This window comes from Rhodococcus sp. 2H158, from assembly GCF_053764755.1.
This window is the reverse complement of sequence record NZ_JBSNCE010000001.1, coordinates 317,612-330,437: the sequence shown is the minus strand read 5'-3', so window position 1 is coordinate 330,437 and position 12,826 is coordinate 317,612. Positions and strand designations below refer to the sequence as shown.

12 protein-coding genes are annotated in these 12,826 nt (G+C 63.9%); 4 read left to right on the top strand and 8 right to left on the bottom strand.

Translation table 11 applies throughout. From position 1 onward, the window contains the following. Positions 1-33: 33 nt before the first annotated feature. Positions 34-591, top strand: coding sequence for a nuclear transport factor 2 family protein (locus ACWPOB_RS01525; protein WP_455399675.1), 558 nt, complete (start codon positions 34-36; stop codon positions 589-591). Between the two features lie 226 nt (positions 592-817). Here the strand turns inward: ACWPOB_RS01525 and ACWPOB_RS01520 are convergent, their stop codons facing one another. Together ACWPOB_RS01520 and ACWPOB_RS01515 are read right to left on the bottom strand one after the other, a co-directional pair. Continuing rightward, a complete protein-coding gene (locus ACWPOB_RS01520; RefSeq protein ID WP_455399674.1) occupies positions 818-1,465 on the bottom strand; it encodes a TetR/AcrR family transcriptional regulator in 648 nt (215 codons plus the stop codon). A 542-nt stretch (positions 1,466-2,007) separates the two neighbouring features. After that, positions 2,008-3,393 carry an MFS transporter gene (locus ACWPOB_RS01515; protein ID WP_455399673.1) on the bottom strand — a complete coding sequence of 462 codons (1,386 nt, stop codon included), beginning with the start codon at positions 3,391-3,393 and terminating at the stop codon, positions 2,008-2,010. Positions 3,394-3,746: 353 nt separating this feature from the next. Between ACWPOB_RS01515 and ACWPOB_RS01510 the strand changes: the two genes are divergently transcribed. The 3 genes from ACWPOB_RS01510 to ACWPOB_RS01500 all read left to right on the top strand — a co-directional run bounded on the left by ACWPOB_RS01510 (position 3,747) and on the right by ACWPOB_RS01500 (position 6,907). Next, entirely contained in the window at positions 3,747-4,958 is a 1,212-nt protein-coding gene (locus ACWPOB_RS01510) for an acyl-CoA dehydrogenase family protein (RefSeq protein ID WP_455399672.1), read from the top strand. Between the two features lie 92 nt (positions 4,959-5,050). Beyond that, the gene (locus ACWPOB_RS01505) at positions 5,051-5,719 is read left to right on the top strand and encodes a TetR/AcrR family transcriptional regulator (protein ID WP_100055303.1); all 669 of its coding nucleotides are present in this window, start codon (positions 5,051-5,053) and stop codon (positions 5,717-5,719) included. Between the two features lie 75 nt (positions 5,720-5,794). Next, entirely contained in the window at positions 5,795-6,907 is a 1,113-nt protein-coding gene (locus ACWPOB_RS01500) for a CaiB/BaiF CoA transferase family protein (RefSeq protein ID WP_100055302.1), read from the top strand. A 126-nt stretch (positions 6,908-7,033) separates the two neighbouring features. Here ACWPOB_RS01500 and ACWPOB_RS01495 read toward each other — a convergent pair whose 3' ends face one another. Genes ACWPOB_RS01495 through ACWPOB_RS01470 form a run of 6 tightly spaced genes read right to left on the bottom strand, consistent with a single transcriptional unit; the run spans position 7,034 to position 12,783 of the window. Further along, positions 7,034-8,089 carry an acyl-CoA dehydrogenase family protein gene (locus ACWPOB_RS01495; RefSeq protein ID WP_455399671.1) on the bottom strand — a complete coding sequence of 352 codons (1,056 nt, stop codon included), beginning with the start codon at positions 8,087-8,089 and terminating at the stop codon, positions 7,034-7,036. Then, positions 8,086-9,237 carry an acyl-CoA dehydrogenase family protein gene (locus ACWPOB_RS01490; RefSeq protein ID WP_100055300.1) on the bottom strand — a complete coding sequence of 384 codons (1,152 nt, stop codon included), beginning with the start codon at positions 9,235-9,237 and terminating at the stop codon, positions 8,086-8,088. The genes ACWPOB_RS01495 and ACWPOB_RS01490 overlap by 4 nt, the downstream gene beginning before the upstream one ends. A 31-nt stretch (positions 9,238-9,268) precedes the next feature. Next, positions 9,269-10,060: an enoyl-CoA hydratase/isomerase family protein gene (locus ACWPOB_RS01485; protein ID WP_100055299.1), complete on the bottom strand. Its 792-nt coding sequence runs from the start codon at positions 10,058-10,060 to the stop codon at positions 9,269-9,271. A 5-nt stretch (positions 10,061-10,065) separates the two neighbouring features. Further along, positions 10,066-10,848, bottom strand: coding sequence for an enoyl-CoA hydratase/isomerase family protein (locus tag ACWPOB_RS01480; protein ID WP_100055298.1), 783 nt, complete (start codon positions 10,846-10,848; stop codon positions 10,066-10,068). Positions 10,849-10,856: 8 nt separating this feature from the next. Then, positions 10,857-11,621 (bottom strand): SDR family NAD(P)-dependent oxidoreductase, encoded by a 765-nt coding sequence (locus ACWPOB_RS01475; RefSeq protein WP_455399710.1) that lies wholly within the window; start codon positions 11,619-11,621, stop codon positions 10,857-10,859. Between the two features lie 31 nt (positions 11,622-11,652). Beyond that, the gene (locus ACWPOB_RS01470) at positions 11,653-12,783 is read right to left on the bottom strand and encodes a thiolase family protein (protein WP_455399670.1); all 1,131 of its coding nucleotides are present in this window, start codon (positions 12,781-12,783) and stop codon (positions 11,653-11,655) included. Between the last annotated feature and the right edge of the window lie 43 nt (positions 12,784-12,826).

Genomic DNA, 12,826 nt, shown 5'->3' with positions numbered 1-12,826 from the left:
CCCACACCCGGGCTTCTGGAAAGGCTTCAACGCATGACACAGGCTTCGGCGAACGAACCCGCTCTCGGCGCGGGGGTGCTCCGGTCACGGATCGCAGACCTGCTGGACAAACAATCGTTGTACGAGAATATTGCGCTCTACTGCCGTGGAATGGACCGCAAGGACCTCGCGACGATGCAGTCGACCTTCTGGCCCGAGGCCACCGACGATCACGGCGCGTTCGTGGGATCGGCATACGACTTCTGTGAATGGGCTTACGAGAACCAGAAGAAGGGACAGCATCGTTCGCATCACTACATCACGAACGTACTGATCGACTTGGACGAAGACACTGCCCGACGAGAGACGGCGGTGGTCTATGTCATGGTTCGCCCCGAGGAGGACCGGATCGAGGTCATGGGTGGGCGGTACCGTGACGTCTGCGAGAAGAGAAGGGGGGAATGGAAAGTTCTCAGGCGAGTTGTGATCTTCGATTTCGCCCAACAGCTCTCACCGATCGCAGACTTCGGCGACGTCTTCGGCGGCATACCTCCGAGCGCCCACTTCGGCGGCCTGTTTCCGAATGATCCTGTGTACGAGTCCGAGTGGTGATTTCCGGACAGACCAGGAAGGCTGTCGACGGCCATGTGGCACAGGGCAGCTCTGGGGACGTTGCAACTGCGAGTCGATGACCTCGGTCGACGCCGGCTCCGGATGGCAATTCGGATGCCTTCTCCTGCGCATCCACCGAAGCCGGCCCCGTCAGATGGCGTTGAACCAGTCGTACCGATAGAGCTGACCTCGCGCCTACTCGTCCGCGCCTACTCGGTGGAGGCCTTCACAGTCCTTCCGGGACGGGACTCTTGGAGAGATACTGTGTGCACTGCTCCATATACGCAGTGAGTACGGAGACAGGGTCGATTCCCTCAGGATCGAGCATCCAGAGATAGCCGACTCCACGAAGTTGAGCCACGATCCCTGCTGCATGCTGTTCCGGGTCCAGTTCCGGGTTGATCGAACCGTCCTCCATTCCCTTCTGGAGGATCGACATTACCTGTGACTGCAGGTCGCGGTGGAAGTCCACCATCCTGGGACGCAGGTCCGGAACCGGCCTGAGCGCTTCGAAGGACAGGGCGTACATCACCGCCAGCGACCAAGCATCGCTCTCATAGGAATCGCGGATCCTGGAGATGAAGGCCTGCAGAATTTCGAGACCCGTCCGGCCGTCATCCTCCGGCTGCACCGCCGCAACCTGAACAGACCAGTGCTCGACGATCTCGTCGACGAGTGCTTCGAGGAGTTTGCCCTTGGAGCCGAATCTCGCTGTCGCGAGGCTCCGGCTGTATCCGGCCCGTTCACCGATCGTCGCCAGAGTCATCACCTGGTAACCACCCTCGATTACGAGATCGCCCGCCGCCTTGAGAAGAAGGCGCGTCGAACGCTCGGAACGAATCTGATGGCCGTTCGGCTCACGTGAAGTTGCCACATGACGATTATAGTTGACCAGCCAACACGAGTCTGCCCCCTCGGCGGGTTCCACCGCCCGCGCACTGCATCACTGCTCGGACGGGCCCGAGCGCATCCGGCCCCGTCCCCCGCCCTGCGGATGCTCGCTGGTCACGTGGGGTGGGGGTGACGGCTTCTGCACCGCATGTCTTCCGGCGTCCTTGGTGTATCGGCACCGTGTGGAAGCGCCTCTATTCCGGAGGGGAGGTCGCCGCATGGGCCCCGATACCCCCGGTCCGGTAGTTGATTCCGGGCATGATCCGACGCAACCGCTCCGCGAATCCGTCGGTCGTGAGGCCGAAGTGCGCGAGTATGTCCTCCTCGGAGGCTCCTCGGCGCGGGGTCCACACAGCGGCGAACTCGAGAAGACGTCGAGACTCGGTGTCCAGATGCTTCGATCCGGAAACTACATTCTTGCGGCTGCTGTCCAGGACTGTTCGCCCGGTATTCCTGTCCGGCCTTGAATCGGTACTCGTGCCGAGATACTGCCTGGCGAGCCCTCGTCATCGTGGACGGTGAAACTCACCGGCGCGAGCCGTCGTGAGCCTCTGCCAAGTCCGGCTCCTCCATTGCTCGATCCTGGCCGCGGTTCGCTACCAGGACCCCTACGACGATCATCCCGACAGCGGCAACCGTCGCGGGTATGACAGCCAGCAGGAAGATGGTCTTGGCCGGCACGTGCGCCGCCAGAAGCGCTCCACCGATGGTAGGGCCGACCACCGACCCGACCCGCCCGACTCCGGAAAGGAAGCCGAGGCCTGTGGCTCGCAGCCAGCTCGGATAGACGTCGGTGGCGACTGCATTGACGGACATCTGAGTGCCGATCGCACAGGCGCCGACTACGAACAGGGAGATCGACAGGACGGCCAGGGAGCCCAGCGACACAGCCGTCACGACAGTTGCGAGTGCGGCAACCAGGAAGGCCGCACTCAAGAGCCTGTAGGGATTCGCGCTTCGGTCCACTCGAGTACCAATGGCAACTCCACCGATCATCGCCCCGAGGTTGCAGATCGCGGAGGCGAGGACGGCCTGCTGGGTCGAGAAGCCGGCATCGGTGAGGACCGACGGTATCCACGACATCAGGAAGAGAATCAGAAGTACTGCGCTGAAGAACACTACGCAGAGCACCAATGTAACCGGGGCATGGCGCCGAGCGAACAGCAGCTTGATCGATGGCTTGTTTCCCCCGCCGTCGTTCTGCACAGTCAGCGGTACACCGGAAGGAGCCACGGCCTGCGCGTTCACGGCTCGCAGGATCGATCGTGCCTCGTCGTGCCGTCCCTTGATCGTCAAGAACTGCACGGTCTCCGGGAGCCACCGAACGAGCGCCGGAACCAGCAGAAGCGGAAACAGGCCTCCGACGACGAAGACAGACCGCCATCCGAGGGTGGGCATGATTGCGCTGGCCAACAACCCGCCGAGAAATCCTCCCGCGGCGCTGCTGGCGCCGACAATCGTGACGACCGTGGCCCGGATCCGTTTGGGGGCGAACTCCGCACCGTAGGCGTAACTGTTCGGAATGACCGCGCCGAGTCCGATCCCTGCGAGGAAACGCAGCGGAATGATCTGTCCGATGTCCTGTGTGGCAACGACGCAGAGGGTCATCGATCCGAAGATGACGACACCGGCAATCAACACCGGCCGTCGACCGTAACGATCCGCTCGCGGAGCCAAGATCACTGCGCCGACGATCATTCCGAGTAACGAGGCGACGATTGCGGGGGTCAGGCTCGCGGTGGTCGTCCCCCATTCCTCGGCGATGGCCGGCGCAGTAATCGCCATGATCAGAGCATCGAATCCGTCGAAGAAGGACACTGCCATGACCGACGCAATCGCTTTGCGCTGCAGAGAAGACAACGACGCGTTGTCGATGATGCGCTGGATATCGAACGTGGGTGGTGTAGGCACGTGATGGTCCTCGGGTCAGATCGATGAGATTCGAGGTGACGCAATCGCTTGGTCACGACCGAGTCGTTCGGGATTCCGCCTGTTCGTGTTGCGCGTCACAGCTATAGTCGACCAAGAAACTTTGGTTGTCAACCTACAAACATTTTCGACGGCATGACTCTCCGCCCCGTGCTGCCCTGCGGCGCACCCCGCTGCAGCGCGGGATCCCTTGTGTCTCGGATTCCGACGCGCGAGATCGGTCGTCCGGGTAAGTGACCTACGCTCCCGGCGACAACGTCGGTACTTGCTGGGGTCGGTACCAGCAGCTACCCTACATTAAATTGCTAGTCGACCAACTATGATTGGGGCTATTCGTGAACCGTACACTGGCCGATCCGCGACCCAGAATCCCACTCGCCTACCGAACCGAGGAACGAGAAGCCATTCAGGAGATGGCCCGCGACTTCGCCATGCGTGAAGTCCTTCCGGTAGCGAACGAACTCGACCCGCAACACGGCCTCATCCCCGATGCCCTTCGCGCCAAGATGGCGGAACTCGGCTTCTTCGGGGTCCTGATCCCCGAAGAACACGGCGGCTTGGGCCTGGGTGTTTTCGAGTACGCACTGATCACCGAAGAACTCGCACGCGCGTGGATGAGCGTCGCCAGCATCATTACGCGCTCCAGTGTCGCCTCCGCCCTGGACCCGACCCAGCGGGCCGAAATACTGCCTCGCGCCGCACGCGGCGAATGGCTTGGTGCGTTCGCTATGAGTGAGCCTGGAGCGGGATCCGATATCGCGGCCATCCGTACGCGGGCCGACAAGGTCGACGGCGGCTGGGTGATCAACGGACAGAAGATGTGGTGTACATTTGCCGACCAGTCCGACGGGATCATCGTGGTCGCGCGGACCGAACCCTACGACCCCCAGAATCGACACAAGGGCATTCGCCGCTTCATCGCCTACAAGAACCGGGGCGAGTTCCCCGAGGGCTGCACGGGGACACCCGTCCGAAAGATCGGCTACCACGGATGGCACACGTTCGAACTGTCCTTCAACGACTGCTTCGTACCCGATGACGCCCTTCTGGGGTACGAGCAGGACCCGAAAAGCCCCGATCAAGGATTCAAGCGTGTTGCTGCCGGCATGCTGACGCCCCGCGTCCACACTGCCGCCCGCTCGATCGGACTGGCTCGGGGCGCACTCGAGGACTCGATCAAGTACGTCCAAGAGCGAGAACAGTTCGGGCACTCCATCGGTGACTTCCAGGCGACCCGATTCAAGATTGCAAGGATGGCAACGGAAATCGAGATGTGCCGGGCTCTGATGTACGAGGTCGCGTCCGACATCGACCGAGGTGAGGCATCGGATATGAGGGCCGCGATGGTGAAATACGCAGCGGCGGAGATGTCCGAACGAGTGACATCGGAGGCTCTGCAGATTCACGGCGGCGCTGGATACACCACCGACTTCCCCATCGAGCGCTACTGGCGCGATGCACGTCTGACGAAGATCTTCGAGGGCACCTCCGAGATCATGCAGCGTCTGGTCTCCGATCGACTCCTGCCCCCCACCCCCTTCCGATGAAAAGCGCATCTCGGGGCACGCCCGGTGAAGCCGGCTGAGCCGGATCCGATCCGAAGGTCGGACTCCTTTCGGTCGACGAACGAGGATGAGAGATGGAAGCTCAGCACACGCTCAACGGACACCAGGTCCGTTCCGAACGTTCTACCCGTCTTCTGCTTCGCGCCGCAGCGGAACTCGTCGCGGAGGGCGGCTATCAGCTCATGACCCTTGCGACGGTCGGTGAACGCGCCGGGTACAGCCGCAGTCTTGCCACCGCCCGTTTCGGTTCCAAGGCGAAACTACTCGAAGCTCTCGTCGAAGAGATCGTCGTGCGATGGAGTGTGGAGACCGTCGAGCCGGAACTGCAGGATCTGTCCGGACTCGATGCGTTACGAGTGATGTTGACCGAGATCAAGGCTTCGTACGAGAAGAGCCCTCGGTCGTTGAGCACTCTCTACGCGCTGATCTTCGAGGCGGTGGGCCCGATTCCCGAACTACGGGACCGTTTCGTCGCCTTCCACAGGAACCAGCGGACTCGCGTCGCCACCTATATCAGGAGCGGTTTGGGGGACGGTTCGATCCGAGCCGGAATAGACCCTGACGAGCAGGCTGCGATGATCGTCGGTCAGCTGCGCGGCGTCGGATACCTGTGGAAGCTGGACCCGGACGACATCGACTCCGGCGCAGTCCTTGCCGCCTTCATCGACCAAGTCGTCCGTGACCTTGCCGCCGCACCCCCGCAGGCAGAGAACAACCTTTACGACGAACGTCTGCGCGTCTGAGTTCCGTCCGACGAACGATGTTCAATCTCACCCGAGCCTGTGAGGTCGACACCTACAGGTGGATAGAGGTACGCCATGCCAGGACCTTTGGCAGATATTAAAGTTATCGAACTGGCCGCAATCGGGCCCGGACCACATGCCGGCATGATCCTCGCGGATCTCGGCGCCGATGTGGTCCGCGTCGAACGGCGGGACGCCCCGTTCGGGCTGGGGCCGCAAGGCCGTAACGAGCAGTTGCGGGGTCGGCGTGTCATTACCGCCGACCTCAAGTCCGACACGGATCGAGCAACCGTACTGGGGCTGGTGAGACATGCCGATGTACTCATCGAGGGGTATCGGCCCGGTGTTGCCGAGCGCCTCGGTCTCGGACCCGAGGCATGCCATGCGGTGAATCCTCGTCTCGTCTATGGGCGAATGACCGGCTGGGGACAGGAGGGTCCGCTCGCGAACCGGGCCGGGCACGACATCAACTACCTTTCGATCGCAGGCATCCTCAATGCCGTGGGTCGAGCCGGACAACGACCGGTACCCCCGCTGAATCTCATCGGTGATTACGGCGGGGGCTCGACGTACCTCCTGATCGGTGTCCTGGCTGCGCTGTGGGAGCGGGAACGATCCGGCAGCGGCCAGGTCATCGACGCCGCGATGATCGACGGTGCCAGCAACCTCGCCCATATGCTGTGGTCGATGTACGGCGGGGGCGCGTGGAGCATCCATCGTGGCGAGAACTTCCTCGACGGCGGCGCGCCCTTCTACGACACCTACGAATGCGCGGACGGCGGGTACATGGCGGTCGGTGCGGTCGAGCCCCAGTTCTACCGACGACTGCTCGAGGGCACTGGTCTGACAGAAGAAGACCTGCCCGATCAGCACGACCGAGCCGGATGGCCTGTGATTCGTGCCCGGTTGACCGAAGCATTCCTCGCCGAACCCCGGCGACACTGGGAAGACGTCTTCGGTTCGGTCGATGCGTGTGTGACACCGGTCCTTTCCTTCGATGAGGCCGCCCGCCACGAACACGTTGTCGCCCGCGGCATCGTCGAGAACATGGGGGGCATCGTGCAACCCGCTCCCGCCCCCCGGTTCTCCCGCACCGCAACGGATATCCCGCAACGGCCGCCGAGCCGTCCGGTCGCCGCCCACGTGATTCTCTCGGACTGGAGCATGACAGGAAAAGACCGGAGCTGACCTGCCCCGACGGCTCGACGCAGTGCGCCCCTACCGAACGAAGAGAACCGCCGCCCGGATCATCCGAGCGGCGGTTCTCTTCGTTCACGAGCGGGCGCCGGCATCAAGCCTGTCGTCTATCCCGTTCTACGCACCTTCCGACAGCAACGACCACACACCGTCTGCACCGGCTGCGACCGTGAGCGCGCCGACTTCCTCGGCCCAGTTCCGTGCAGCACCACACTCGTCGCGCCAGCTCCAGATCCGAGTGGTGCACTGTCGCAGATCGTGTTCCTCGGTGAATCCGATCGCGCCGTGGATCTGGTGCGCGATCCTGGCGACGTTCCCCGCTGCTTCTGCAGCAGCCACCTTTCCTGCAGAGATCGCGAGTTGCCACCCCTCACCGTCGTCGAGTGCCATCGCCGCCGACTCGGCCACCGTCTTGCACAGCAGTACTTCACCGGCCATCTCCGCGATCTGGTGCTGAACGGATTGGAACTTGTCGAGCGACCGACCGAACTGCTCTCGCTCGGAAGCGTAGGTGAGTGACATCTCGAGGGACCGTTGCGCTGCCCCGGCCAGCATCGCCATACGCGCCAGCGCACCGCGGGCGACGAACAGGCCCTCGTCGATCCCGGAGTCTTCCGGAATGACGTGGACCCTGTGCGATGGCAGCGAGACCCGGCGGACCACCACGCGATCGCGTGGTTCCCCCGCGACATTGGTTCCCGGATCCTCCTCGAGCTCATCACGCCGGAACACCACGACGTGGGAGGCGGTCAGGACCACGAGGTGATCGGCGATTCGAGCCCACGGAACACGGATCAACTCGCCGTCGGCCAGCCAGCCGTCCGACTCCCGGACGAGCGCGAAGTGCGCCCCTGCGGCGGCCGCAGCCATCGGACCTTCCGGGATCGGGGCGTGACAGGCGCCGAGCAGCCATGCTGCCTGCAATGCCGTCTCGGCGAGAGGGACTGAAGCCCAATGCTGTCCGAGAACCCGCAGCACTGTCGCTGCAGCGTGGACATCCCCGCCGGATCCACCCTGCTCTTCGGGAACGGACAGAAGGGTGATGCCGATCTGGTCGAGCGCGGACCACAGCTGCGCGTTCCACTCCGTACCGTCGGCAAGTCCTGTCGGGGACGGATAGCGCTCACACGCATCGGACACCGCTTCGGCGAGAGCCTCGGCAATTTCGCTCATGCCACCTTCACCGCCTTCGCCACGACTCCGCGCAGTATTTCGTTTGTGCCCCCGCGAAGAGTGAATCCGGGGCTGTGCAGGACCGCTTCGGCGATCATCCGAGGTAATCGCTGCAGCGAGTCCAGGTCCGGTTCGACACCGACCATCAGCCGGATGCTGTCGATGAGATCCCCCTCGAAGCGCGTACCGAGATCCTTGACGATCGCCGCAGCAGTCGCAGGGTCTGCTCCGTCGTCGAGCCGGCCGGCTACAGCGAGGGACATCTGTCGGAGAGCCCACAAGCGCGACACGAGTTCGCCCAAGCGGACCCGATCGATATCGATACGGCTTCGGTTCATTTCACGAAGTGCCTCCACAAGCAGTGGGAAGGTCGACAAGATTCTCTCCGGCCCACTCCGCTCGAAGGCAAGTTCGCCGGTGACTTGTTTCCACCCGGCGCCCGGCGCACCCAGCACCCGCGAGTCCGGCACGAAAGTGTCGTGGAAGACGACTTCGTTGAAATGATGCTCGCCGGTCAGCAACTTGATCGGGCGGACCTCGATAGCCGGGTCCGGGAGTTCGATGATGACCTGGGTCAGGCCCGCGTGCCGGGACTCGCCGAGAGGCTCGGTTCGAATCAACGCGATCATCGCGTGAGCATGGTGCGCACCGCTGGTCCAGATCTTGGTGCCGGTGACCTTCCAGCCACCGTCCACCCTGACTCCTCGGGTACGGACCGAGGCGAGGTCGGATCCGGTGTCCGGCTCGCTCATGCCGATGGCGAAATAGCATTCCCCGCTGGCGATTCGAGGCAGGAAGGTCTTCCGTTGCTCCTCGGTTCCGAACTCGAGCAGCGATTGTCCGGACTGCCGGTCCGCGATCCAGTGCGCGGCCACGGGAGCGCCGGCGGCAAGTAGTTCCTCGGTGACCACGAAACGCGCCAACGCACCTTCGGCCGAGCCCCCGTACTCCGCGGGGAAGGCCATCCCGATCCAACCACGCTCGGCGAGCCGGCGACTGAAGTCCGGGTCCCAACCTGCCAGCCACTGATCGCAGTGCGGGGTGATACGCCCCTCCGAGATCTCCTCGCGCAGGAATGCCCGTACTCGGTGCCGCAGCTCCACCAGCCGATCCGGCAGCCTCACGGGTGACAGATTCAGAAACTCCATCGAAGCCCTTCCATAGTGGGACTACGCCCGGTCAACGTACGGCCCAACGGCCCGTGTACGGAGGGGGATCAGACTTGTCCAAGAACGCCCGGAACGCCGCGGGCGCGTCCTCGGTAGCGAAGTTGACCGCCTGTGCAGCGGCCTCGTTGCGAATTGCGGCGGGAAGGTCGATACCGACGCCCTCGTTGATCAGAGCCTTGGTCTGCGCCACCGCGATCGGGGGCAGTGCGGACAGCCGCTCGGCGAGGTCGTCGACGAAGTCGTCCAGCTCATCGGGAGGCCGTACCCAGCCCACCATCCCAATGCGGTGTGCCTCAGCCGCGTCGATCACCTCGGCGAGCAGCGCCAGCTGTTTCGCCTGCTGCATACCGACGATCTTCGGAAGCAGCCAGGAACCGCCGAAGTCGACGGACAGGCCTCGGCGCACGAAGATCTCACTGAACCGGGCGCGACTCGATGCGACAACGAAGTCGCACGCCAGCGCCATGTTGCACCCGGCACCGGCCGCAACCCCGTCCACCTTGGCGATCACGGGCATGGGCAGTTCGAACAGCGCCAGCGCGACGTCGCCGATGCGGCGCAGCCGTGGGATCGGGTGCTCCTCGTGTCTGCTCTTGGCGACATCGGCACCCGCACAGAAGGCGCCGCCTGCTCCCTGCAGGACCACGACCCGGGTGTCGGAGTCGTTGCGAATACCCTGCAATATCTCGGTGAGCGTGCGCCACATCGACGTGTCGATCGCGTTCTTGCGCTCGGGCCGGTTCAACGTGATGGTCGTGACGCCGCGAGCCGACGCGAGGACGACCGGTTCCGCTGAGTCCATCGGGTTTACCTGCCTTCGAATGACGGCGCGCGCCGCTCGCTGAGTGCGGCGCGCGCTTCAACGGAATCCCTGGTGCCGTGCACCACGGCCAGGTGGGAGGAGATCAAGTCGAGCGCGGTTCGCAGGTCGGAATGGACCGACTGCTGGGCGGCCCGCTTGATCATCGCGACGTTGATCGGTGGTTGCGCAGCGAGCCTATGCACGAAAGCGCGGTAGTTGTCGTCGAAGTCGCTGTCCGGAAGAACTCTGGTGGCCAAACCGATCCGCAGCGCCTCGTCTGCGTCCACGAAGTCCCCCGTCCAGAGCAACTCCAGGGCTTTGGACATGCCGACCAGGCGCGGAAGGTAATAGCATCCTCCGTCTCCCGGAACCAGGCCGACGCGGATATACGCCTCCGACATCCGAGCCGATTGGGCCAGCAGACGGATGTCGCACATGAGCGCCATATCCATCCCGGCGCCTACCGCTGCGCCGTTGACAGCGGCGATCAGCGGCTTGGACAGCTCGTCCACGGCTCGCGCCACTTCGTGGATGCCCTCGGTGAGCATGGACTTCAGTGCGAAGGGTTCGTCACCGACAGCCTCGAGCACCGACAGATCGATACCGGAGCAGAATGCGTCGCCGCTGCCGGTGACGACTACAACCCGTACCCGAGGGTCGGTGCGCGCGGATCTGAGCGCGTTCGCCCAGGCCTCGATCATCTCGAGCGTGAATGCGTTCTTGGCGTGGGGACGATTCAACAGGATCGTCCCCACACCGTCTTGAACCGTGTACTCCAGGTCAGCCATCGGCCGGTCTAACGAGGCGCCATGCGGAGCGCGCCGTCGAGCCGGATCGTCTCGCCGTTGAGATAGGCGTTCTCCAGGATCTGCGTCGCGAGCTGGGCGAACTCATCGGGCGTACCGAGTCGCTGCGGATTCGGAACGCTGACTGCGAGGCTCTGCCGAACATCCTCGCGCAGGCGGCCGAGCAGAGGCGTGTCCATGATGCCGGGTGCGATCGAGCAGACGCGAATCCCCTTGCTTGCCAGATCACGTGCGGCAGTGAGCGTCATACCCACGATTCCCGCCTTCGACGCCGTATACGGAATCTGTCCGATCTGACCCTCGAATGCGGCCACGGAGGCGGTCATGACGATCGCGCCACGTTCCCCGCCGATCGGCTCGTGCTTGGCCATGCGGGCGGCGCCGAGTCGCAGCGCGTTGAAGCTGCCGACCAGGTTGAGCTTGATGACGAACTCGAAGTCCGCGAGCGAACCCGGGTTACCTTCCTTGTCGAGCAGACGGAGCCTGCGACCGGAGCCTGCGCAGTGAACGAGGCCCTTGAGAGGTCCCATCTGTTCGGCAGCGTCCAGAGCGTCCCCGAAGGACTTCTCGTCCGTGACGTCGCCCGGCGTGAAGATCGCGCTCTCGCCGAGTTCCTTTGCCGCCGTGTCGCCGTTCGAGCCGGGAAGGTCCACCAGGGCGACCCTGGCACCTGCGTCGACCAGTCGCTGGGCCGTGGCCAGACCCAGTCCGGATGCTCCGCCCGTCACCGCGATGACGGATCCTTTCACCTGCATGCTGTTCTCCTGTTCAGTCTTCAGTGGGGTGTCAGAGCAGTTCGAGAATCGTCGCGTTGGCGAGACCGCCTGCTTCACACATGGTCTGCAGTCCGTATCGAATTCCGTTGTCGCGCATGTGATGGACCAGTCGAGTCATGAGAATCGCCCCGGATCCACCGAGCGGGTGGCCGACGGCGATGGCGCCGCCGAGGGGGTTCATACGGTCTTCCTTTGCGCCGGTCTCGGCCAGCCAAGCCAGCGGGACGGATGCAAACGCCTCGTTGACCTCGAAGGCGCCGATCTCGTCGATCGAGAGTCCGGACTTCTTCAACGCCAGTTCGGTGGCGCGGATCGGGGCCGTCAGCATGATCACGGGATCGTCACCTGCCACGACAGCAGTGTGGATCCGGGCCAGGGGCTTGAATCCGTGTTCTCGGGCGACTTCGGAGGAAGTCAGCAGCAGTGCGCCGGAACCGTCCGAGATCTGCGAGGCATTTCCTGCCGACACGACCCCGTCGCTCTTGAACGGGGTGGGGAGGGTGGCGAGCTTTTCCAGGGTGCCACCCCGACGAACGCCTTCGTCGGATTCCAAGCCGCCGATCGACACCAGTTGCGAGTCGAACGCGCCGGCATCGATGGCCTCGGCAGCCAGCTGGTGCGACCGCAGGGAGTACTCGTCGAGTGCGGTTCGGGACATCCCCCACCGCTCAGCGATCATTTCGGCACCGATACCCTGGTTGAACCCCTCGACACCGTAGCGCTCGAGCAGGACATCGGGTGCGGGCTGGCCGCCCTGGGCTGCGCTCCCAATCGGAACCCGCGTCATCGACTCCACGCCGCCGGCCACGACGAAGTCGTAGTGCCCTGCGATAACACCGGCCGCCGCGAAACTGACGGCCTGCTGGCTCGACCCGCATGCGCGGGTCACCGATGTAGCGGGAACGGACTCCGGCCAACCGGCCGCCAGGACGGCGTTTCTGCCGATGTTGCTGGCCTGCTCGGATACCTGGCTCACGCACCCCCAGATCACGTCGTCCACCGAGGCGGGGTCGAGGCCGGTGCGGGCGGCCAGGGCCTGCAGCACGGTGGCGGAGATGACGGCGGGATGGATGTCTGCCAGAGCTCCGTTCCGCTTGCCGATCGGTGTGCGGACGGCATCGACGATGACCGCATCTCTCATCTTCTTGCTCCTAATTTCATTGCGTGTCAACTAACAAGTATTT